The following is a 23726-nucleotide window of genomic DNA, read 5'->3' on the forward strand; positions in this document are numbered from 1 at the left end:
ACTTACGCCAGACCTATGAAGGAAATCCTTTATTTTTTCAGCAGCCAGGAGGTGAGTATTCCCCTGCTTGTTTTTATGATGATGTTCAGCGAAGGAACTGCACTCTTTCATACCCTCATTTTTGATGGGCTTTACGGCATCACGGTAAGGCCAAAATATTTATTTTTTGTCATCAATCCAATGATTGTGCTGCTGGCCTGGTTTGTCAGGCCCGGTGCTTCGCTCCTGGCTTTGACGCTGTTATTTGCATCTGTTTTTTTGCTGGGTATGACAGGTATGATTTTTTCGGGCTTTCTCAAAGGTAAAAAGGACAGGGCCGAAAGAAAGGAATTTGAAGCCAAATACCAGACTCCTGAAAAAGAGAAGATCAGGAACATCTTTTTCCTGGTTGGTATCTGTGCACTGATTGGCCTGGGTTTCTGGCTGAATTCACAAGGCAGGTTGTCACTGATGCTGCTGATTGTGCCCTCACTGATTGTGCTGGATGCAATTTTCCTGCCCGCTGCAAAAACTAAATTTTACAAATTACAGGCGGTCCTGCCCACTTCAAAGATGAATGCTGTAGCGATGGGGCTGGTGGAAGTAACGGGCGACCTGATACAAATCGAGCCTGTGATCTCGCCGCACTTTAATACGCCTTGTATTGGTTACGCGATCCGTATCGAGGAACGTTCAAAGGATAAAGACGGCAAAATCACCTGGAGCCGCATACACTCTTCTTCAAAAACAGGCACTTTTAGGATAAAGGATGAGACGGGCAAGGTAACAGTGAATGGTGAAGGCCTGGAATATTACATAGACCGTGTTGACAAAGAAATTGAAAGTGGCGATAAACGTTACTTTGAAACCTATCTACAGGAAGACGATTACCTGCTGCTGATCGGTAAAGCGAGCAGCCTTAACGGAGAGACCCTGATAGAAAAAGATGTGCACCAGGGAGTTTTTGGTGCTGCTTTTCCGCACGAAGTAGCCATTAAAAACAAGTTTGCACCGCTGCTGAAATCATTTTTAGCTACCTTATTTTTTATCACCCTGATCATTATTTATATACTTATCGCTTAAACGTTATGACCGGACAAACCATCGCCCTCATTGTGGGCATTCTTTTGATAATTATCGCATTGGGATTTATCATAGGCATCTATAACAAACTGGTGATGCTGAAAAACAACATTGAAAAAGCCTTCAAAAATATTGATGTGATCCTGATGCAGCGCGCAGAGGAGATCCCGGAGCTGGTGAAGATCACTTCGAAATATGTAGCACATGAGACGATGATGCTTACCAGGCTTACAGAGCTGAGAACTGCAGTTCTTAATTCCGGGACGATAGACGAAAAGATCGCTGCCTCGGGCCAGCTGGGCAGGGCGACAAAGGAATTATTTGCCGTATCAGAAAATTACCCTGCCCTGTTATCCAACAATAACTTTTTGGAACTGCAGAAAAGGGTGTCGGTGATGGAGGATAAAATTGCCGATCGCAGGGAGTATTACAATGATAGTGTGAACCTGTATAATATCGGGATCGAAGAGTTTCCGAATGTCATACTGGCCGGTCTGCTGGGCTACAAACAACGCAATCTGTTTACCGTTTTACCTGAAGAAAAGGAATATCATGGCGTTCAGCTTTAATCAGTTTTTTGGCTGCGAGCAGCAGATCAATGCGCACAAGGACCTGGTAGTGATGTACGGCTTCGCCGCGATCTTTTTAGGGCTGATCGCCCTGGCTTTTCTGAGCTTTATTCTTGGCAGGCTGAACCTGACGGTGATCATTGACCATTTCATTGGCCCAATGGTATGTTCGCTGATCTTGTGCCTGGGGATAGCGATTCTGCCTACCATTATACTCTACGTGGTGGCAAGCGATGTCAGCGGGGTAAAACTGCTGTACTGCTGGATCACGATCTTTGCAGGGGTTACCTTCTTTTGTTTCAGCAATAATGCGATGATCAGAAAATTTACCAAAATCAGCAAAAGATAAGCCTGCGCGCTTCTCGAATACATTAAAAGCAACTGAGCCAGCTTAACAAGCATGTTATTCGGCCGCTACAAACCGGAATCTTCAATAAAGATGCCCAGCTGTTTCGCCAGTAAATTGAGTATCGGATTGCTCCCCTTCCAGTCGATATAAAAGGAATCATTGAGGATCGGATAGATATAACCCAATTCCTGGCCCTGCCATATCACCAGGTATTCTTCTTCTTCCTGGATGGGGGCAATGATGATAATGTCTTCCTGACTATCGGGCATTGAATAATGGTAAACTTGCATACGCATGGCCTTTCTTTATGCTGCTGTCAGCATGTAGTCTTTAAATGTTGCTCCGTGGATCAGGAAGCAAAAAGTAAACTCATATTCTCTTATTCCAAACTGAATGAGAAACTGGGCCAGATAGGGTTCCAGTACAGAAAGGAACATCTGGCAATAGTTACCGGGCTCAGTTACGATATGCTTAAAGCGGTAAGCATCGCTCAGCAGGTTTAAGTTGACGGTTATATCACTGTTTACATCAACACTGAAGAATGGCTGACCAGGTAACGATCCACCGATAGACTGACTGTTCTGAACCCACTGATTCAGGTGGATATTGAGCTGTTTGTTGAATTCCTTTTGCATAACATCAGCAAAAATATACTAATATATTTAGTATTTAAAATAAATGATGATATTTATTTTAGTTATACATCAGGTTGGGGAACAAGGCCCGGGCCGGGCTGCAATGCCTGGATAATGCAACAGGTTATTGGAATAAGCAATACTTACTGGATCACAAAGTTGATTTTATCCACCCCGGTATTTCCGGTCTTTGCATCATATGCGTAAACCACCAGCTCGTAATTGCCTTTAGCTTCAGTTTTTAATGTGCCTTCAAAAATATTGGCAGCAGCTGTGATATGAAGTGGCAGCTCATTGATCCGGACACCTTCTTTTTTGACTATTGCTTTTACTTCGATACCGTTTGCATCCCAGACACCCCCTTTGGTAATGGTACAGCCGCACATCATGGTGAGGCTCACCTTAAATCTGAGGTTGCCTTTCAACTCTTCGAGTTTGATAAACTCATGTGTAGTGGGCGACAAAACATCCAGGATGAATCCCGGAAATTCAAGCAGGACGCCTTCTCCGAGAATGTCTTTGCCGGGGATCAGCCAAACCTGGGTCGTAGATTTAACCGCGGCATTTCTCCTGGTAAAAGGAGCTACAGCTTCGATATCCACAAAGGTAGGTTCTGAAATTGCGATGGAAGCCTCAAACCTGGCTGTGGCAGTATCAATAACAGGCAGGCCCCTTCTTACCTGCCCTTTCATCATCAGGTCGGTATTCCCGGATGTGCCGGCAGTTAATCCTTTCGCCAGGATCTCGCCGGTAAGGTTGTTTCTTACAGTAACATAAGCGCCTCCAATACCGGTACCTATAAATTTAGCATCTTTTGCCTGCGCCCTGACGATCAGCCGGGTGTTTTGAGCCTGGCTGTAAATAAAACAAATTAATGGAAGGATGGTAAGGGCAAGTTTCTTTAACATAATGATGCTGATTGAGAGTATATCTTTTGATACGCGCTCTAAGGCTGTATCGTCACGTAAGATAGCTTTTCCCGATTTAGCATCAAAGGAACAAATGATGTAAGCAGGCATACATTAAATAATGCCTGCTGTACAGGGTATCAATAAACTTTGTATCTCTCCATTAACATGCAACCAGTGTGGCACCCGCCCCGCAGGTACAGCTGGGTGTACAGGTTACACATTCGCTGCAGAAATTTGTTCCGGTTATACAGCATTTAAAAGGCCCTATGTTACCTCCGCTTGGGGTACCGGGAGGGCCAACTGATCCCCCTCCTTTAATTTTCCGCAGTTCTTTCCTGTTAAGAATAGTCCCTAGAGTAATCTCAAACGCTTCCATAAAACAACATTAAAATAAACAATCTGTCAATTTATGCACGACAGACTATGCATGATATTGAAATACCATAACATAAAACTATAAAATATTTATAGCGGATTTGATGACAACTTACCCATAAATACAGATCAGGACATAGCAGAATGAGTTCAGGGCTCAGCAGAAAAGGTAAGAATAATGCCCCTGTGGGCATCGCCGGTACCCGGGTTTTGCCAATGGCTCAGGAACGCAGGCCTGCAAAATTTCAAAATGCCCATTGCGGGATCTGCAATGTAATAAATATCATTTTTCACTTTGAAAAGAACAACAAAATGCTGCAGGTCCCAGTGCAAAATGGCAGGCAGCACCGCCGCCTCAAGCTGTGCGATGCCAAGTTCCATTCCGGCAGACCTGAGCCCCAGTTTTTCGGCAGCATTCATCAGGTCTAACATGGATGAACCTCTGCGGCTGATCCTCGACATATGTTTCATGCCTTCCGGATCAAAGCTGATACCATAGAAGGATGCGATCATCCTGAGGCATGTTGGCCCGCAATCCATCGGATAAGACTGCCGAAAAAAAGGAAAGGATTTCAATTTGAACAAATTAACTGATCAGATATTTAAGGTCTTCTACCTGGTATGGCTCCGGCAGCACGTGCCCGTTCACCAGTATGGCCGGAGTATGACCGATGTCTGCATCTGCACACCATTGCTGCTGTTTGCGAAAGGCAGCTTTGATCTGCTCCGTAATCAGTGCAGGATATTTCTTCTGCCAGCGTTCATATACTTTTGGCTGCCCGCCATACCAGTCGTTCAAAGCCTGGGCAACCAGTTTTTTATCTTTTAATAATCCCAGTGCGATCATATGTTCTGCTACTCTTACCTGGGCCTGATCGCCGCTGGCCAGCAGGATGATCCTGAGCTGGAGGTCATCCCTCTCCCGCAGCCACTGGTCAAAAAAATGGTGTACTTCTGTACAAGGCCCACAGAAAGGATTGCTCACCAGGGTAATCACAATATCTGCATGGGGATTGCCCAATACAATAGGCTTGATCTGGCTGTCTGCCTCATAGTGCTTCTGGTTCATTAGTCCGAGCGCAAACAGCTCGCCATTGTACTTAAACTGTTTTAATTGCCAGCCCATGGCTTTCAGTGCGGCGTTTTCTGCCAGAAGGGGCTTGACCAGCCCCCATGTAACGACAGGAATAAGATAGCAAAGAACCAAAAGCAGGATGCCCGGGTATCCAAAGATCTCAAAACTGAACCTGCCGGGAATGAAACTGAAGGCTACATACTCCAGGATCAGTAATCCCTGTATGGCACAGCAGAGTATGCACCATTTTCTTAACTTATACTGGTAAACCAGAGAGTAAACCGTATAAGGCAGGGCAAAAACGTTGGCCCAGAAAAGCAAAGGGGCAAGGAAAGGGAAAATAAGAACTGCAAGGAAGGAGCCGGAGAAATAAAATAAACCTGCCTCGGCCCAGCTAAACCATTTGGTGAGCTGTGCTGCCCTGGACTGGAGTATGGCGTTGCAATCGCTTTTCCCGGCCGGTCCGCAGATTTTCCTGACCCAGGGATGATGGCCGTTAAGCCGGTGCGCAGCAAGCAGTATACTGATTGCCGAACCTGTAAACTTGATCAGGCATAAAGCCAGGATGGCCCAGTTAAAGGGATGCAGGCCGAAGAGCAGGACAATCACGCTGCCAAGAACTGTTAAGAAAGCGGGAACCGCAATTTTATGCAGCAGGGACTGAATATAGTGTTCTAAATAATGGGCTTCCCCGCTGCCTGCATTTGCTTTGGCATATAAAATCAGTCCCTCCCATGTGGCAAAAAATTCTTCCCTGCTGACGAGCCTGTTTTTGATCTTCTCATCGGATATCCTCAGCTGCCCCTTACTGATGTCCTGCACCAGGAAAAAAGCACCTCCATTTTTAGAGGTATGGGTAATGAATGGAAAAGGAAGATCCAGATCGTTGTAATCTTCCTTTTCAATCCGGTACACATGGTTATCTACATTGAAGATCTTCAGGCAGTCGCAGATCGTGAGCAAGCCGGGATACTCCGGGTGGGACTCCATATTTTTAGAGAGCGTGCTCAGGTTTACTTTCACTTTTATTTCGCGAAGCAGTTGATAGGTGACAGACAGAATATTGCTTTTTTTTGTATTGAGAAGATTCATTTTTTTGATTTAAGAATTACCATAAATAATGTCCTGCACGGGGCAAATGGCGGGATCTCCAATGAATTTACAAATTATTAAAACTGGTTGAGGTGACAGATTACCCAATCATCAGCCCTCCCGGTTTTGGGACGGATGACTTCGTATAAGCTGCCTATAGTAAGTAAATTGATCACCTGGTATAAACCTCAAATCATCGTAAATGAAGAAGAAAGTTGATGAGCTAAAGCACCTGATACAGGACCTGGACGGCAGCGCAAGCATTGTTTTGCCTGTGGGCACAGCAGAAAGGACCTTTGAACTATCCTTTGATCAGGATTTACTCGCAGGTTTATCAGGATGGCTTGGCGCATTCACGGTAAGGGCAATGCTCAGCCGGCTGAAAATTGATGAGCATCAGATATTTAAATGGAGACCAGAAAACAAATATATTCAATACCTGATCTTCAGTCACTATGCGCCCGGCTGCGTACCCAAAACAATAGGGCTTAACAGATTATTAAAACGTGGCGACTGGGTATCCCGGATCAGGAGCCTGATCGGATCTGGTTTTTTTATCAAGGCTACACTGGGCTTTGGCTCTGGAAGGGCCAGGAATTTTGACAGGACTTCGGAAATAGAGCAGATCCTGGACGAGCACAATTTTGAAAAATGGATGATTCAGAAAAAGCTGAAACTGAAGAAGGAGTTCAGGATCCACACCTTTGGCAGCGATGTGCTTTATGGCATGACTTTCAGGATCAGCGGAGCGGCAGAGCCTCCGGATTACGATGCCCCCCAGCAATTTACCCGCCAGGTCCTTGAAAAGCTGCCTCCTTCTTTGCGTGAAAGCACTTTGATCGGCTGGGACATCGGCCTTACCAGCAAGGGAAAATACTATGTGATCGAAGCTAACTTTACCGGCTTCCATCCCGAATATCACCCGGGCTTTCAAACCAGCGGGTATTTCGAAGAAGCATTTTGCGGCCCCATCATCTGTGCCTGGCTCAACGCTTATTTCAGGTATAAGTATGGCGTATCGATCAGGGGCGTAAACGATGATCTGATTGCAAAAGCGCCTTTTATGGAAGAACTGGATTACTATCTGAGCCTGTTTACCACTGAACATATCCGGACAATGCAGCAGGCCAGAGGAAGGCTTGCCGCGGTTTACATCTACCTTGGCGAAAAAACTGATTTTCTGATAATTAAGCTGACAAGTTATTTGCAGATAGGAAATTTTGCAGTTAAATATTATTTGATATCACCTGAACAATTACAGGCGGAGGCTAAGGCAATGTTTAAGGGAGCGCAGATCATACACCTTGTCGAAAATTCACTTTTTACAGCGGACCAATATCAGGAGGTACAGGAACTGGAGGAAGAAAGCAGGCGGCAGCGCTGCCTTGACCGGGCAGTTATGCTGATCAGAGAAGAACCATACCTAACGCTCTGATGATTAAGGCCTGGCGGTCCCAAAAAATAAAAAATTTGATGATCTGTACATGAGAGCAATTGATGATTACACCCATTATCATTTTATCGTTTGGAAGAAGAACGGACAGGTAATGCGCTATGAAATGATGTATTTGAGTTTTGAGTTTCTTGCACAGGATTTTGATTATATGCTGTGCCTGAAATTTGACCCTCCGCTGGATGTATTTTATCCCGACATGAAAGACCTGAGGAAGTCGCTCGAAGCTATTTACGATTTTAACCCGGATACATTCGTGATGCTGACACAGCGAAAGAAACCACCAGTACACCAGGTAAGCATGGATGAATATATCTACTCTTTCAGCTGTAGTTTTCATCATTTCAGAAAGATGATCAGCAGACAGTCCAGGAAAGCGCTGCTGGAAGGAAATCTCTTGTTTGAACTGCTGGACGATATTGGTGATTCTGGTATCAGCAGTGTTCTGGTACGTCAGCTGCCCATAGGTTTGGTTGAAGCCGCTGTACCAACTCATAGTGATGTTGTGATCCCCCACCGGGGCGCCAAGTCTTATTTACGTACGCTGTTACAATTTCTAAAGCCAATTGATAATATCAATGTATATGTAGGGGCCGATCAGCATATCGCGCGGGAGCTATCCGCGCTGCGCAGCGCATATCCACATTTTTCATACTATGTATTTAGCCCCAACCCTGTAGGGCCTTATGTAGTACGCAACTGGCTCGCAGATCTGGGGGCTGCAGACCTGATCTTTTTCCAGGATTCTGATGATATTCCCTGCGGGGACAGATTTCAACGGCTCTCTGCCTACATGAGGAGCCACCGTATCCCGCTTTGCGGCTCGCACGAAATCAAAATGGACTATTTTAACAGGACCGTACAGGCGGTAAGGTATCCGAAAGATGTGATTGCGGCGCTGAAACAGGGTCCTGCACATGCCCTGCTGCATCCTTCATCGGCAGTTGCCAGAGGTGTTTTTTATGCCTGCAACAAACTATCTGAAGACAGGATTTTTGCCAATGACACCAAGTTTCTGTATTACTGTTACTTTAAACTGGAAACAATAGAAAATATCGACGAGTTTCTATATATCAGAAGGTCGCACCCCGGTTCACTCACAACATCTGCAGGTACCAGCATAGGCTCTGCCATTAGAACAGAGTTGATCAACCGCTGGGTAACTGACTTTACACTCATAAAGCGCGGCCTGCTGAAACCCGAAAATTCCTGTTTAAATTATGCCGGCCCCAGGCGGAAATTTAAAGTAAAGAAAATAACGCGGTAAAGCCGGCTTTAAAAATCTTATCTTACAACATATGGGAGACAGTGCAAGTATGATGCTGCAGTTAATGGCAGATCAGTCAGATGTGGTAAACTTTGTTTTTGATTTATCTAAAGGCCAGTTCCAGTATGTAAATGCCGCTTTTGAAATGATTACTGACAGAAAAAATACCGAACTGCTGAAAGATCCCAAAGCATTTTTTAAGATCATTCATAAAGAAGACCTGAAGGAATTAAAGGATAAACTGAAATTCCTGCCGAAAAAAAAAACAAAAAGCATATTGAATTTCAGAATCATCCGTCCTGATAAATCAGAAAGATGGATTGTTGTTAAAGTATTTCCACTGATCAAAGGGAATAAGGTACAGCAGATCGCAGGTACTGCCGAGGACGATACGAAGCGGAAAACGGGTATGCTGAGCATGGAGAAAATTACGGCCTGGAAAGATGCTACGCTGGAGGTGATGACACATGACTTACGCGGGCCTATCGGGATTGTGCAAATGCTGGCCACAGTGATTTCGAAAAAAATGCCTGCAAATACGGAAATACAGGAACTGACTACGATGATAAAGGAGATTTCCAGGCGGAACCTGGACCTGATCCAGGCGCTGCTGAGCAGGGAAATGCTTGACACCGCTAAAATAGCGATCAGCAAAGAACGCTCAGATGTGGTGCATGAGATACGCCAGGCGATGGACATTTACATCAAATCACAGAAAAATCTGGAAAAACACATCAGTTACACTCATTCCCATGATCAGATACATGCAGAGATAGACAGCCTGAAATTTATGCAGATTATCAATAACCTGGTTTCCAATGCGCTGAAATTTACGCCTCAAAACGGAAAAATCCTCGTCGACCTTAAAAAACAGGATAAAACATTTTTGATTACGGTAACTGATGATGGAATCGGGATACCTAAAAAGCTCCATCCTGTTCTTTTTAAAAAACATACTAAAGCCGGAAGGCAGGGACTTGATGGCGAAAAATCTGTTGGGCTTGGTATGTGGATCGTAAAATCCCTGACCGAAGGGCACGGCGGTAAAGTCTGGTTTGAAAGCAAAGTCAAAAAAGGAACGGTGTTCTATGTAGAAATTCCCCTTGAAAACCGGGAGACCTGAGCTGACAAATTCCTCTCCGGTTAAAGCAGCCGGAGAGGAATAAATAATTTAAAAGTGTACCGGCTAGGCTACCAGGGTAGCTTCGATGGTTTTTTCTATGGCACGGGCGATTGCGTCTTTGTACGCCAGGAAGTTATTCTGACGGTCTTCAATCGCATCCTCTTCTTTCACCGCCTTTTTACCATCTTTTACCTGCTGCAGTTCGTTCTGATACAGATCACTGAATATTTCCGGCTCCTTATTTTTAAGTATCCTTACTGTATGTGAGAATTTCTCATGGCTGTCATGAAGAACAGCTAAGCTTTTCTCATTGTAAATATTAATACCAACAAGCCTTGTTAATAGCTTTTCAAGCTTTCCTCTTTCTTTTGCGTAACCCATAATTGAGGCAAATATACCAGTTCTTTGTAAGAATCTTACTAGGTTTTGTCTGAAGAATTTACCTTGAGCAGCGAGCGCTGATAGGTTTTGGCCAGAATGCCAACGATCAGTTTTTTAGGCAAAAACTTCATAAAAACATTTCCTACCCTGTTTAATGCACCGGGAACATAGTTAAATTTCCTGTATTTTAAAGCATATATCCCCTCTTTTGCAGCCTGGCTTACCGGCATCAGCCAGCCCTGGAGATCGTTGAATTTTTCTGTGGCTGTCATTTCTGTAACCACACCTCCGGGGGCAAAGATGCTGAGTGAAAGCGCGCGGCTTTTAATTTCATGTGCCAGTGCATTGGCAAAGCCAATTAAAAATGATTTTGTCCCTGAGTATGCCGCCTGGTAGGGAACGGGAAAGATGCCGGCCATACTGGAAACGATCATGATCCCCCCTGTGGCGCCTGACTGTTCAAAGTGTTTGACAAGTTCTCCTGTTAAGCGCACCACGCTAATCACATTGGTTTGTACCATGCGCTGAAACTGATCCTGCGAAAGCTCGGCATGAGGCCCGAAATGTGTGATGCCCGCATTGAGAATTGCGGCATAAAGCTCCTGTCCTGCCAGGCTCTCTGCAATTAGCCGCTCCACATCCTCTGGCAGGGAAAGGTCGGCCACAACAACTTTAACCTGAACATTGGCGTCACGCTCCAGATCAGTTTTAAGCTGATTAAGCTTATCTCCGCGCCTGGCGGCGATGATCAGGTTTGCGTGGTGATAGCGGGCCAACTGCGAGGCCATTTCGTAGCCCAGGCCGGAAGAAGCCCCGGTTATCAAAACCCATTTGTTATTAAAATCGAGTGCTCTCACAGAATCAAGGCTAAATTAATTTTAAATGTTATTTTCCTATCCCTTTTTTAACACGATGTGCTTCACATTTTTTCTGTCGTAGGTATAGGTAATATGTACCAGGCCATCGCTGGTCTGAATGATTGCGGGATAACTGTATTCTTCTTTGGTGCCGTTTTCAAGGATCACAACGTCTTCCCATTTTTTTCCATCTTTAGAAGTGGCCACTCTTAGTTTGCTCCTGCCATTGAACCAGTCTTTACCAGGAACATCAGGGTTATAAACAATCAGCTGTGTGCCATCTTTTAGGGTCACAGCATCAGTTCCGGAGTTGGGGTTTAAAAGCGATGTTTTGCTGAACATGCCCCAGGTATTGCCGCCATTGGATGACCATGCCTGCATTACACTCCCCTGTTTACTGCGGCACAGCACCTGAAGTTTGTTTTTACCATAAAAAAGGATGCTGGGCTGGATGACATCAAATTTCGACTCCGGATCAACAGGAACCAGTGTCCAGGTTTTACCTTCATCGGCCGACTTCTCGATATGGGCAGTCCAGCGGTTTTCATTCACCTCTACGCTTGAAGGTGACAGGATCGTTCCGTCAGCCAGCTGTACAGGTTTGTTCTTGATCGGCCCAAGGATACCGTCGGGCAATCTTTTTGAGGACGACCAGCTTTGACCGTTATCATCAGATGTCTTGACCATCCCCCACCATTCTCTTGGATTTGGGCCGACTTTATAAAAAAGAAAAAGCTTTCCATTCCGGGTTTTAAACAGTACCGGATTCCATGCCGGAAAACGTAAGGTATCACTCACGATACCGTTTGCTACATCCTGGGGCTCTGAAATTCCATGCTGATCAATTGATGAAAGCCAGATATCTACGTCTTTCTTACCTTCGGCAGATCCGCCAAAACATGCCAGAAGAATTTTTCCGGGAGAAACTTCAACCATGGTAGAAGCATGACATTGCTTAAATGGGGCCTGACTGAACACAAGTTCCTCCTTTAATTTGACCCAGGTTGACTGGGCATGAGCTACGGAGAAAAGGCTGAGCGCATAAACAATGGCAAGGGAAAAAAACTTATTCATAAAATATCATTTCAGGATCAGGCGCTAAAAATACAAGATAACTTTGATTTGGAGAGGCAGTTGAGCTTTTATTTAGCGCTGTACCATTGAAATCCGTATCCTTTTAACTGAATTTTCTGGTCCTTGCTGATCTGTATTTCCTTACTTCCTCCAATTAATTGTTTAAACGCAGTGCCATCTGCATCGCTTAGGCTGAGCGAAAATTGCTGCGGAGCCTTACTAAAATTATGTACGGCAATCAATTGCCTGCCTTTTAGGAGGTACTGTATCGCCATGATATTGGAATTTCCGGCATCCAGGATTTTCCATTTTCCGCCGCCAATTTCAGGATGTAATTTTCTTAAAGCTGCCAGCTCTTTGATAAAGGTCAGCAAAGAATTTTTATCAGCTGATTCATCTGCTACATTCACTTTACGGTAAGTGTAATTCCCATAACTGATGACAGGCCGTACAGTTATTCTGTTGGTACTGAAGCCGCTGTTGGGAGAATGGTCCCACTGCATTGGCGTCCTTACAGACAGCCTTTCCTGCAAAGTAAGATCGTCACCCATACCGATCTCTTCTCCATATCTGATCACAGGGGCCCCCGGGAAGGAAAACAGCAGACTGTAGCTCATCCTGATGAGGACAGGGTCTGCGAGCATGGGAGCCAGCCTCCGCCGTATTCCTCTGTCATATATCTGCATGTTACTTTCGGGCCCGAATTTTTCAAAGACAAGCGACCGCTGGCTCTTTGATAAACGGGCAAGATCCACCTCATCATGGTTTCTTAAAAAAAAGGCCCATTGCGCTGTGGCAGGTTTTTGCCTGAACTCCTCGAGCGCTTTTTTCAAGGATTCTGGATCCTCTTTGGCAAGACTGTAAAACAAATACTGGTTCACATAGAAGTTAAACATCATTTGAATACGGCTGCCATCCTGGCCAAAAAAATCCTTATTTTCTTCTGCCGTCACGTTGGCCTCGCCTAAAAGAACAGCATCAGGCTTTACCGCCTGTACAGTTTTGCGCAGACTGGTTAATATATTGAACAGATGCTTGGGGTTTGCACTTCCTGTTTTTGGTAAATCAATAATAAAAGGTACTGCATCCAGCCTGAACCCATCCACTCCTTTTTTCAGCCAGAACCGGAGCACGTCAGCTGCCATATCGCGTACCTGTTGGTTCTCATAATTTAAATCAGGTTCAAAATCATAAAAGCGGTGGAAATAATACTTCCTGGTTGCTTCATCATACGTCCATGTCTCGGTTTGTACACCCGGGAAGACCATGCCTTTGTTTGCATCGCCAGGCTTTTTATCTGACCACACGTACCAGGAATGATATTTTGATGCCGTATCTGCCCTGGCTATTTTAAACCATTCGTGGGCACTCGACGTATGATTGAGCACCAGATCCATGATCACCCTGATGCCCTTCTTTTTGGCGGCAGCCATAAAGTCCTGAAAATCTTTATCAGTGCCCAGTTTCTTATCTATACCATAGTAATCTGTCTCATCATAGCCATCATCCCCGTTGGGTGTTGGCTGGAAGGGTGCCAGCCAGATCACGTCTACACCAAGTGTATCCAGGTAGCCAAGCTTTTGAGTCAGGCCATTGAAATCTCCCGTACCATCGCCGTTACTGTCCTTGAAAGTTTCGACATCAAGATTATAGATAAAGGCATTGGTATACCATTCTGGCACAGCATCAGGAGATGCGGCCTGGTCTTTTGACTGCTTACAGCCGCAGATGAATAAAATAAAAATAACTGCGATGTATCCTTTAAGCTTGAGCCCCATATTGATGTCTTTTTAAGGTTTATTCCCCTAACAGTCGCATCTCAAAAAAGTTCAGTTTGTTTACATATTTTCAAAGAGGTACCCGCTCAATGCCAGCCCCTTGGCCACACTTGTAAAGTTATCTCCCGAGTTTACAGTTACATCAGGAAATTTTGTGCTGAATAAGTTTTGAACCGCAGCAACCAGTGAGGTTCCTCCGGTAAGGAAAAGACTGTCGATATCGCCTTCCCCGATATTGTTTTTGAGCATAAACTCATCCAGGTATGCGCTGATCTTACTGATGTCTTTTTGAATAATCGCTTCATACTGTGTGATAGAAATATCCTCATCAATCTCGATTTCCATGTTTGAATACATAAACCGTGAGCTCTTCAGCGCAGAGAGATCGATCTTGGTTTTCTCTATCGCCTGAAATACCGAGTAGCCCAGGTTATGATCAATCAGCGTAAGCAAATTCTTAAACTTCTTATCTTTTTTGGAGTAATGATAGTAATCCTCCATATCACGCTTGATCCGCAGACTGTTAAAAAAATTCATCTGGTCCCAGGTACAGATATTTGCAAAAAGAGAAACCGGAACCGTAAGCACCTTACCTGGCGTAGCCTCATATAAGGTATTCTTACCGAAATAAGGTGTTCCCCTGTCCCACATAAAAGCAGAATCAAAGCTGTCGCCCCCGATATAGATCCCTCCGCTGGCGATCATATCATTTTTCCTATCCTTTTCTCCTGATTTTGCAGGGTCCAGTACCAGGTACGTAAAATCTGTTGTTCCACCACCAAGGTCGGCCACCAGGACTTTTTCTTTTTTACTGATTGTTCTTTCATACGCGAAAGCTGCACCTATAGGCTCAAACTGAAACCGTACCTCGGTAAATCCTGCAATTTCAGCCGCTTTGCTCAACCTTGTCTGCGCCAGTGTATCTTTAGCAGTACTATCATCGTCAAAGAATACCGGTCTTCCGATAATTGCCTTGGAACAATCCTGACCCGTAATTTTATCTGCTTTCGACTTCAGGTCCTTTAAGATCAGGGCCACAAGATCAGAAGCATTATACCTTTTATTATGGATCCTCGTTTCAATGAAGCTGCTTCGCGACAGGATCTGTTTGATAGATTTGATGAACCGGCCCTTCATACCGTCCTTCAGATAGGAAGCAACTGCACTTTCACCGATCACGTAATTCAGGGATTCTGAGGAACTTTGTTCCTGCGGGAAATAGATCAGTGACGGAACGGTGATGGTGGTAATGATCTCTTTTTTATCCTCGTCGTAAATGGATAATGCAGAGTTGGTGGTACCAAAGTCAATTCCATAAAGAAAGTTATTCATTTAAAAAAGGATATTAATTAATACATTCACACACCGGGTATTTCCCGGGGCGCGAATGTATTAAAAAAAATATACAATTAAGGTGTAACTGTACTTGCGGTGCCATCTTTTGTGTCGCTGTCTGTATCTTTTTCAGAACTCCCGGTATATCCATCATCTTTCAGCGAATCATATCCCTGCGTACCCGTATTATCAAGTCCGTCCCGCGGTCCTTTTGGCTGAAAAGGGTCATTATCAACTTTAACCGGTTTTTTTATCTTTAGGTCATTCTTTTCCTGTTCTTCCATGATCTTCTTTTTCTCAATAACAACACACAGTTGCACTGGTTTTAAATAAAGCTTTACTTTACGTAAACGGTCTTGATGTTGACAAACTCATGGTTACCAAACATACCAAGTTCACGGCCATATCCCGACTGGCCTATTCCGCCAAACGGTAGTGCCGGATCAGATTTCACGCCCTCGTTTACAAAACATGAGCCGGCATGAAGCCGGTTCCTGGCAATATCTTCTGCAAGTGAAAGATCCTTTGAGAATACCGCAGCCCCGAGACCGAAACCAGTATCATTTGCGATTCTGATGGCATCGTTAGTATCTTCTGCACTGATAATTGCAGCTACGGGTCCAAAAATCTCTTCATCATACGCCAGCATGCCCTTTTTCACGCCGCTTAAAATAGTAGGCTGATAAAAAGCATGCTCACCATCAGCAAAGGGGATTTTCCCGCCAAGGATACAGGTTGCGCCCTGCCCGATGCACTTCAATACCTGCTGATGCAGCTCATCCCTGAGATCGGCTCTCGCCATCGGTCCCAGATCAGTATCATTTTTGAGCGGATCACCGGTCTGTTTGTGCTCTATGTGATATTTGAACAATCTGGTAAATTCTTCTTCGACCTCTTTAACTACAATAAAGCGCTTGGCGGCGATGCAGCTTTGCCCGTTGTTGATTAACCTTGCTTCTGCACAAACTTTCGCCGCGGCAGGCACATCCGCATCGGCAAGAATGAGATACGGATCACTTCCTCCGAGCTCAAGCACGGTTTTCTTTAAAGCCTTTCCTGCCTGACCCGCTATTGTCTTTCCGGCATTGGTGCTGCCCGTAAGCGTAACGGCCTTAACCAGCGGATTTTCAATTACTGCCGCAATGGCTTTGCTGTTACAGATCAATACTTTGAATACATCCTGTTGAAAACCGGCATCCCTGATGATATCTTCTATGGCCAATGCGCATCCGGTTACTCCTGAAGAATGCTTTAAGATCCCCGCGTTACCTGCCATCAAAGCTGGTGCGAGGAACCTGAACACCTGCCATAAAGGAAAATTCCATGGCATAATGGCCAATACTATTCCTATTGGCCTGAAACTTACGTAACTTTTGGATGCGGCTGTTTCAATGAACTGATCAGCAAGAAAGCCAGCGCCGTTTTCAGCATAATATTTACAAACAGCAGCGCATTTCAAAACTTCGGCAATACCCTGCTTTAATGGTTTGCCCATTTCCAGCGCCATCAGATTTGCCAGCTGGTCTTTTCTTTCCTCAAGCAAATCTGCAGCTTTCAACAACAAAGCGGCCCTTGCAGTGTCATCGGTTTCACGGTAGACCATCCATGCCTGTTGAACACTTTCTATTTTCTCAGCAATCGCTTCATCGGTATCTTCCTTATACTCTTTTATCAGTTCTCCATTAAATGGATTGATCGATTGAATGCTCATCATCTTATTTTTTCAGTACTAACCCCTATTGCCTACTCTCTTTATGCGTAACAAGTGTAGCAGAGATTTGTGTGGCAAAAACAGATTGAAATGCAAGATGGGGCTGAAGATAGTTTGAACATCAATTATTCAGTTTGTTCAATCGCGTTGTTAATCAAACATTTAATATAAAACGGATATTGTCTTGTAATTATTAACCTGTAAATACCTAAGCTATGAATACGATAGATTTAAATGCCCTGGCTAACAAGATTGCGCTCATTTGTCCTGTACTGGTAGAATCTGTTTCTGAACAGACCATCACATTAAAAGGCAGGATCATGCCCTACAGGTTATACATGAAGTTCAGGGATAATGTCCCTATCCTGCAGATAGACCTGTATAACCACGATCTGAAAACGGAAATAGAAAATGAGGTAAATCATATACTTAGCGTATTTTACCTGTATATGATCGAGAATGTTCATGTGAACTATCTGAATCTGACGTACTGATCAGTGCACATTGGTGGATTAAGAAAAGATGGAGGGCGATATGATTGATAAATTGAGCATCAGGGAGACCTATATTTAAATGCTCCCGCAGAAGAAAGGCGAACAGGCTAATGATATTACAGCCTGTTCGCCTTTCTTCTGCCGCATGCCTGATTTTTTGATCTCAGCGCAGAAATGCGGATAATGATCAGAGACACTAGTTCATCTGTAATTTCTTTTGGATATCATTTACATATCCTTTGAACTTTTTATCTGTGCCCATCAGGTCATCTACCGTCTGGCAGGCATAGATCACTGTAGAGTGATCGCGGCCTCCATGATATGCACCTATGCTCTTCAGCGAGGATTTGGTCATGCTTTTAGAAAGGTACATGGAGATTTGTCTTGCCTGCACTACTTCACGTTTACGTGTAGGAGAGTTCACCAGGTTGACAGGCACTTCAAAATATTCGCAAACCAGCTTCTGGATAAAATCCATTGAGACTTCCTTAGAGGTATTCTTGATAAAATTTTTCAGCATCGACTTCGCCAGCGGAAGATCGATATCTTTTTTGTTCAGCGTAGACTGGGCAAGCAGGGAAACCATGGCTCCTTCAAGTTCACGCACATTGTTATCAATATTATGGGCTACATATTCTACCACTTCTGAGGGAAGGTCAATACCATCGGCATACATTTTCTTTTTAAGGATTGCGATCCTGGTTTCCAGGTCAGGGATCTGAAGATCTGCAGATAAGCCCCATTTAAAACGGCTCAGCAATCTTTCTTCCAGGCCCGATAAATCTTTCGGTGCCTTATCAGAGGTGATGATGATCTGTTTGCCCGACTGGTGCAGGTGGTTAAAAATATGGAAGAAGATATCCTGTGTTTTTTCTTTTCCTGCAAAATTGTGGACATCATCCATGATGATCACATCCATTGCCTGGTAAAAGTTCACGAAATCATTGATGGTATTGTTTTTCAGTGACTCTACAAACTGCTGGCAGAACTTTTCGCAGGATACGAAGATCACCAGTTTCTCGGGATGGGTACGCTTGATTTCGTTGCCGATTGCCTGGGCCAAATGCGTTTTGCCCAATCCAACTGCTCCATAAATCATCAGCGGGTTGAAGGATGTAGCTCCCGGTTTTGCAGCCACAGCAAAACCTGCAGAGCGCGCCAGACGGTTACAGTCGCCTTCAACATAGTTCTCTAATGTATAATTAGAGTTCAGCTGAGGATCAACATTCATTCTCTTTGCGCCGGGAATAACAAAAGGGTTCCTGATGTCTTTGCCTGCAGCTGCCGATGGTACAGCGGGCGATTGCGGATTTGGTGCCGCAGCGTTGCCGGCCGAAGGCATTTTCGTAGTATATGGCGAGCCGCTGTTTGATGATTTGTCCACAACAATGTTATATTCCAGACGTCCGTCCTCTCCCAGCTGCTGTTTTACGGTTTTGCGCAGTAGGCCTACATAGTGCTCTTCCAGCCATTCGTAGAAAAACAAACTTGGTACCTGAACAGTTAAAACATTCCCTTCCAACTTTAAGGCCGAGATCGGTTCAAACCAGGTTCTGTAGCTCTGATTCGGGATGTTCGCTTTAATAGTTTGGAGTGAGTTATTCCACACTGTGGTACAAGTATTCTGCATAGTTATATTGATGATATTCGTCTAAAAAAAGTTGATGTCCCTTTTGGGGATTGCGAAGATCAAGAAAATAGTAAACAAAAAAACAGAAACTTATACTTAGGGTTAACCAGCTAAAAAGCAATCATATATAGAATTATTTTTGATTTTAATGTGGATAAGTATGGGTTATCAACACATGTTGTTAACTATTGCCGGGGCCTCTTGTCAATAACGTGGATGGGTGTTAAATAACTAAAAACAACTCACTGAACACTATGGTACTTGGCTAAATTTTACGGTCAGAAAAACCGGGAAGTTAAGCCGGATCTTTTGGGGAAAACCTAAAAACCGGCCTCGGGTTTTGCCCGGGTTGTTCACAATTTCTTACCTTTATCGCATAGCTCCAGACATTATATTATGATCAGATTAAATACGGATACCCCGACAAACGTTTTAGACGATGTGAAAGAAGGCAGCATGGTTACAGACACCTTTAGCAAGACAGGCCTGGTAGAAAGTATTGAAACTACTGATGACGGATATTATAAGATATATACCTTCCACCTGGTTACCGGCAGGACAATTATTGTCAAAAAGTAAATCTGCAGGACATTTTTTTGAAACAGAATTAAGGCTGTGATGTTTATTTTGAAAAAACGACATTATGGAAGATCAAAATTCAGATAAACTGCACAATCAGGAAGATGTAAATCCAACATCACAGCTGGACAAACTGGCAAAAGATAACGATGCGGCCGATCTGCCGGAAACAAACGGTACCGGCAGTAACCGTCCTGTTCCTACTTCGGGCTCCGTAATTGTAGAGAAAGAGGATGACGAAGATCAGGACAGCAATGACATAGAACAGTTGGGGCATTCGTAATTTTAACTTACCTTTGCGCCATAAAATAAAACCATGATTTATTTCTTCTCCAACGAGCGCAATACTGTTTTTGCTGTACAAATAGAACGAACCCTCACCTCGTCTGATATTTCAAAATTAAGCTGGCTTTTTGGCGGTGCCCAATTGAAAAAAGAAACTGTGATTACAGACTTTTTTACGGGCCCCCGTGCTGCAATGATTACTCCCTGGAGTACCAATGCAGTGGAGATCACTCAGAATATGGATATTCATGGCATTGTTAGAATTGAAGAGTTTACGAGGGTAAGCGCAGATTTCAAGGATTTTGATCCAATGCTGTTCCAAAAATATACGGAACTGAACGAGGATCTGTACACGATCAGTATTCAGCCTGAACACATCATGGAAGTTGCCGATATTGCGGCATACAATCAGCAGGAAGGCCTTTCGCTGAGCGAGGTAGAAGTAGATTATTTAAATAACCTTTCAGAAAAACTGGGCAGAAAGCTAACAGATTCGGAAGTATTTGGATTCTCACAGGTAAACTCAGAACACTGCCGTCACAAGATCTTTAACGGAACTTTTGTGATTGATGGCGAAGAGCAGCCGGTATCATTATTTAAGATGATCCGTAAAACCTCCGAGGCCAACCCTAACGGGATTATTTCTGCATATAAGGATAACGTAGCTTTTGTAAAAGGCCCAAGGGTACAGCAGTTTGCACCAAAACGGGCTGATGTACCAGAATATTATGAGATAAAAGACTTTGATTCTGTGATCTCGCTGAAAGCAGAAACACATAATTTCCCAACAACGGTAGAGCCTTTTAATGGCGCTGCAACAGGTTCGGGAGGTGAGATCAGGGACAGGCTGGCTGGCGGTCAGGGTTCATTGCCCCTGGCGGGAACGGCGGTTTACATGACTTCCTTTTCACGACTGGAAGAAAACCGTCCATGGGAAAAAGGAATGGCCGAAAGGAACTGGTTGTACCAGACACCGATGGATATCCTGATCAAAGCTTCTAACGGGGCATCAGATTTTGGAAATAAATTTGGGCAACCGCTGATCACAGGCTCCCTGCTCACTTTTGAACACGAAGAAGCTGCCAGGAAACTGGGCTTTGATAAGGTGATCATGCAGGCCGGTGGTATCGGTTATGGAAAAGCGGACCAGGCGAAAAAAGAAAAACCGGCAGTAAACGATAAAATCGTTGTACTCGGCGGAGAAAACTATAGAATAGGGATGGGCGGTGCTGCAGTTTCTTCTGCAGATACCGGAGCAATGGGCTCCGGCATTGAACTGAACGCGATCCAGCGCTCCAATCCTGAAATGCAGAAACGTGTTGCCAATGCAGTGCGCGGAATGGTTGAAAGCGATCACAATACAATCGTGTCTATTCATGACCATGGTGCGGGCGGCCACCTGAACTGTTTATCAGAACTTGTGGAAGAAACAGGCGGCAAGATCGACCTGGATAAACTTCCGGTAGGTGACCCTACCCTGTCTGCCAAAGAGATCATCGGAAACGAATCTCAGGAGCGTATGGGACTGGTGATCGGACAGGAGCATCTGGAAACACTGCAAAAGATTGCCGACCGTGAGCGCGCACCAATGTATACTGTAGGTGAGGTGACGGGAGATCATCGTTTTACGTTTGAATCTGCTACCACAGGGGCTAAACCTATGGACCTTAAAATGGATGACATGTTTGGCAGCTCGCCAAAGGTAATCATGCAGGATAAAACAATAGAAAGAAAATATACGCCGGTTACTTATGACGCGGCAAAAATTGATACTTATCTGGAGCAGTTGCTGCAGCTGGAAGCAGTAGGCAGTAAAGACTGGTTAACGAACAAAGTTGACCGTTGTGTGGGCGGACGTGTAGCCAAACAGCAATGTGCCGGGCCGCTTCAGCTGCCACTAAACAACTGTGGTGTGATGGCACTGGATTTCCAGGGAAAAGATGGTATTGCCACTTCTATCGGCCATGCCCCTCTTTCAGCATTGATAGACCCTGCCGCAGGCAGCCGCAATGCGATCGCAGAATCCTTATCCAACCTGGTGTGGGCACCGTTAAAAGACGGACTGGAAAGTGTATCGCTATCTGCCAACTGGATGTGGGCCTGCAAAAACGAAGGTGAAGATGCTCGTTTATATGCTGCCGTTAAGGCCTGCTCTGAATTTGCGATCAGCCTGGGCATCAATATCCCTACAGGTAAGGATTCACTGTCAATGAAGCAGAAATACAAAAACGAAGAGGTAATTTCTCCGGGAACTGTGATCATTTCTGCTGCCGGCCATTGTGACGACATTACTGGCGTGATAGAACCAGTACTAAAAAAATCAGGCGGTTCCATTTATTATATCAACTTATCAGGTGATACTTATAAATTGGGAGGATCATCGTTTGCACAGATCCTGAACAAAATCGGAGATGAAACCCCAGATGTAATTGATGCTGCTCAATTCAAAAACACTTTTAATACGTTACAGGAACTGATTAAAGGCAATAAAATACACGCGGGACATGATATCGGCAGCGGAGGCTTAATCACTACCCTGCTTGAGCTGTGTTTTGCCGACCGTAACCTGGGTGCTTCCATAGACCTTAGCGCATTGGGAGATCAGGACAGTATCAGCAAGCTGTTTGCAGAGAATATCGGTATCGTTTTTCAGGCAGATGAATCAGCAGAAGCGTTATTAGCTGCCAATCAGGTTGAGTACCATAAGCTGGGAACTGTTACCTCTGCAGCTAGGCTGGAAATCAAAGATCTTTCAGGAAGCATGAGCTTTGACATTGATCATCTGCGTGATGTATGGTCTAAAACTTCATACCTGCTGGATGAGAAACAAAGCGGAGCTGTCAAAGCGAAGGAACGTTACGACAATTATAAAAACCATGTATTAAACTATACATTCCCATTATCTTTTGACGGAAAGAAACCGGTGATAAATCCTTCAAAACCAAGGCCTAAAGCAGCTGTTATCCGCGAAAAAGGAAGTAACTCTGAAAGGGAACTGGCGAATGCGATGTACCTTGCGGGTTTTGACGTGAAGGATGTTCACATGACAGATCTGATTTCGGGCAGGGAAACGCTGGAAGATATCCAGTTTATCGGTGCTGTTGGCGGTTTCTCCAACTCAGATGTGCTGGGTTCTGCCAAAGGCTGGGCAGGTGCTTTCCTTTACAATGAGAAAGCCAGGCTGGCACTTGAGAATTTCTTTAAACGCGAAGACACCTTATCTGTAGGTATCTGTAACGGATGCCAGTTATTTGTAGAACTTGGGCTGATCAACAAAGATCACGAAGAGAAACCTAAGATGCTGCACAATGACAGCCATAAACATGAAAGTGGCTTCACCTCCGTATCTATTCAGGAGAACAATTCAGTAATGCTTTCAGGCCTTGCAGGAACTACATTGGGTGTTTGGATCTCACATGGTGAAGGAAAGTTCCAGTTACCATATGCCGAAGATCAGTATCAGATTGTAGCCAAGTATGGTTACGAAAGTTACCCGGCTAACCCGAATGGTTCTGATTATAACACTGCAATGATGTGCGACAATACCGGAAGGCACCTGGTGATCATGCCGCATATCGAACGCTCAATATTTCAGTGGAACTGGGCAAATTATCCGGAAGGACGAAATGACGAAGTAACACCCTGGATCGCGGCATTTGTAAATGCCAGAAAATGGCTGGAAGCTTAAAAT

Annotated in this window: 23 protein-coding genes; 10 read left to right on the forward strand and 13 right to left on the reverse strand. The window is 44.5% G+C overall.

Annotation, left to right across the window (positions count from 1 at the left end):
* Positions 1-15 precede the first annotated feature (15 nt).
* Genes FN831_RS00840 through FN831_RS00850 form a run of 3 tightly spaced genes read left to right on the forward strand, consistent with a single transcriptional unit; the run spans position 16 to position 1980 of the window.
* Positions 16-1062, forward strand: a complete 1047-nt coding sequence (locus FN831_RS00840) for a hypothetical protein (RefSeq protein ID WP_142526303.1) — start codon at positions 16-18, stop codon at positions 1060-1062.
* Positions 1063-1067: 5 nt separating this feature from the next.
* Complete coding sequence (locus tag FN831_RS00845; protein ID WP_142526304.1) at positions 1068-1631, forward strand: LemA family protein; 564 nt, start codon at positions 1068-1070, stop codon at positions 1629-1631.
* Positions 1615-1980 (forward strand): hypothetical protein, encoded by a 366-nt coding sequence (locus FN831_RS00850; protein ID WP_142526305.1) that lies wholly within the window; start codon positions 1615-1617, stop codon positions 1978-1980. The genes FN831_RS00845 and FN831_RS00850 overlap by 17 nt, the downstream gene beginning before the upstream one ends.
* A gap of 65 nt (positions 1981-2045) precedes the next feature.
* On the opposite strand, the gene FN831_RS00855 is transcribed toward FN831_RS00850, so the two are convergent.
* The 5 genes from FN831_RS00855 to FN831_RS00875 form a co-directional block, all read right to left on the reverse strand.
* A complete protein-coding gene (locus FN831_RS00855) occupies positions 2046-2276 on the reverse strand; it encodes a hypothetical protein (protein ID WP_142526306.1) in 231 nt (76 codons plus the stop codon).
* 9 nt (positions 2277-2285) lie between these two features.
* Positions 2286-2615 carry a hypothetical protein gene (locus FN831_RS00860; RefSeq protein ID WP_142526307.1) on the reverse strand — a complete coding sequence of 110 codons (330 nt, stop codon included), beginning with the start codon at positions 2613-2615 and terminating at the stop codon, positions 2286-2288.
* Positions 2616-2758: 143 nt separating this feature from the next.
* On the reverse strand, positions 2759-3523 hold the full coding sequence (locus FN831_RS00865) for a hypothetical protein (RefSeq protein ID WP_142526308.1): 765 nt from the start codon (positions 3521-3523) through the stop codon (positions 2759-2761).
* Positions 3524-4051: 528 nt separating this feature from the next.
* On the reverse strand, positions 4052-4486 hold the full coding sequence (locus FN831_RS00870; RefSeq protein WP_317132069.1) for a cysteine peptidase family C39 domain-containing protein: 435 nt from the start codon (positions 4484-4486) through the stop codon (positions 4052-4054).
* A gap of 1 nt (position 4487) precedes the next feature.
* Positions 4488-6068, reverse strand: a complete 1581-nt coding sequence (locus tag FN831_RS00875; protein ID WP_142526310.1) for a cysteine peptidase family C39 domain-containing protein — start codon at positions 6066-6068, stop codon at positions 4488-4490.
* A 202-nt stretch (positions 6069-6270) separates the two neighbouring features.
* On the opposite strand from FN831_RS00875, the gene FN831_RS00880 reads away from it, so the two are divergent.
* From FN831_RS00880 to FN831_RS00890, 3 genes are read left to right on the forward strand one after another with little or no spacing between them, the layout of a single operon-like run.
* The gene (locus tag FN831_RS00880; protein ID WP_142526311.1) at positions 6271-7503 is read left to right on the forward strand and encodes a hypothetical protein; all 1233 of its coding nucleotides are present in this window, start codon (positions 6271-6273) and stop codon (positions 7501-7503) included.
* Positions 7504-7552: 49 nt separating this feature from the next.
* Complete coding sequence (locus FN831_RS00885) at positions 7553-8788, forward strand: glycosyltransferase family A protein (protein WP_142526312.1); 1236 nt, start codon at positions 7553-7555, stop codon at positions 8786-8788.
* Between the two features lie 31 nt (positions 8789-8819).
* Positions 8820-9911, forward strand: coding sequence for a PAS domain-containing sensor histidine kinase (locus tag FN831_RS00890; protein ID WP_142526313.1), 1092 nt, complete (start codon positions 8820-8822; stop codon positions 9909-9911).
* Between the two features lie 63 nt (positions 9912-9974).
* On the opposite strand, the gene FN831_RS00895 is transcribed toward FN831_RS00890, so the two are convergent.
* The 7 genes from FN831_RS00895 to FN831_RS00925 form a co-directional block, all read right to left on the reverse strand.
* Complete coding sequence (locus FN831_RS00895) at positions 9975-10292, reverse strand: hypothetical protein (RefSeq protein WP_142526314.1); 318 nt, start codon at positions 10290-10292, stop codon at positions 9975-9977.
* A 38-nt stretch (positions 10293-10330) separates the two neighbouring features.
* The gene (locus FN831_RS00900) at positions 10331-11149 is read right to left on the reverse strand and encodes an SDR family NAD(P)-dependent oxidoreductase (RefSeq protein ID WP_142526315.1); all 819 of its coding nucleotides are present in this window, start codon (positions 11147-11149) and stop codon (positions 10331-10333) included.
* 36 nt (positions 11150-11185) lie between these two features.
* Entirely contained in the window at positions 11186-12223 is a 1038-nt protein-coding gene (locus FN831_RS00905; protein WP_142526316.1) for a sialidase family protein, read from the reverse strand.
* Positions 12224-12291: 68 nt separating this feature from the next.
* Positions 12292-14001 (reverse strand): alpha-amylase family protein, encoded by a 1710-nt coding sequence (locus tag FN831_RS00910; RefSeq protein ID WP_142526317.1) that lies wholly within the window; start codon positions 13999-14001, stop codon positions 12292-12294.
* 60 nt (positions 14002-14061) lie between these two features.
* A complete protein-coding gene (locus FN831_RS00915; RefSeq protein WP_142526318.1) occupies positions 14062-15333 on the reverse strand; it encodes an Hsp70 family protein in 1272 nt (423 codons plus the stop codon).
* 77 nt (positions 15334-15410) lie between these two features.
* Positions 15411-15620 (reverse strand): hypothetical protein, encoded by a 210-nt coding sequence (locus FN831_RS00920; protein WP_142526319.1) that lies wholly within the window; start codon positions 15618-15620, stop codon positions 15411-15413.
* A 53-nt stretch (positions 15621-15673) separates the two neighbouring features.
* On the reverse strand, positions 15674-17050 hold the full coding sequence (locus FN831_RS00925) for an NAD-dependent succinate-semialdehyde dehydrogenase (RefSeq protein ID WP_317132070.1): 1377 nt from the start codon (positions 17048-17050) through the stop codon (positions 15674-15676).
* A 212-nt stretch (positions 17051-17262) separates the two neighbouring features.
* Here FN831_RS00925 and FN831_RS00930 point away from each other — a divergent pair, with 212 nt between their 5' ends.
* Positions 17263-17541 (forward strand): hypothetical protein, encoded by a 279-nt coding sequence (locus FN831_RS00930; protein WP_142526320.1) that lies wholly within the window; start codon positions 17263-17265, stop codon positions 17539-17541.
* A 196-nt stretch (positions 17542-17737) separates the two neighbouring features.
* Here the strand turns inward: FN831_RS00930 and dnaA are convergent, their stop codons facing one another.
* Complete coding sequence (dnaA, locus tag FN831_RS00935; protein WP_142526321.1) at positions 17738-19171, reverse strand: chromosomal replication initiator protein DnaA; 1434 nt, start codon at positions 19169-19171, stop codon at positions 17738-17740.
* 396 nt (positions 19172-19567) lie between these two features.
* On the opposite strand from dnaA, the gene FN831_RS00940 reads away from it, so the two are divergent.
* From FN831_RS00940 to purL, 3 genes are all read left to right on the forward strand, one after another.
* Positions 19568-19750 carry a hypothetical protein gene (locus FN831_RS00940; RefSeq protein WP_142526322.1) on the forward strand — a complete coding sequence of 61 codons (183 nt, stop codon included), beginning with the start codon at positions 19568-19570 and terminating at the stop codon, positions 19748-19750.
* A 64-nt stretch (positions 19751-19814) separates the two neighbouring features.
* Positions 19815-20033, forward strand: a complete 219-nt coding sequence (locus FN831_RS00945) for a hypothetical protein (protein WP_142526323.1) — start codon at positions 19815-19817, stop codon at positions 20031-20033.
* Between the two features lie 33 nt (positions 20034-20066).
* Positions 20067-23723, forward strand: coding sequence for a phosphoribosylformylglycinamidine synthase (purL, locus tag FN831_RS00950; RefSeq protein WP_142526324.1), 3657 nt, complete (start codon positions 20067-20069; stop codon positions 23721-23723).
* Positions 23724-23726 lie beyond the last annotated feature (3 nt).

This window comes from Pedobacter westerhofensis (assembly GCF_900182595.1).
GTDB classification, from domain to species: Bacteria; Bacteroidota; Bacteroidia; order Sphingobacteriales; family Sphingobacteriaceae; genus Pedobacter; species Pedobacter westerhofensis.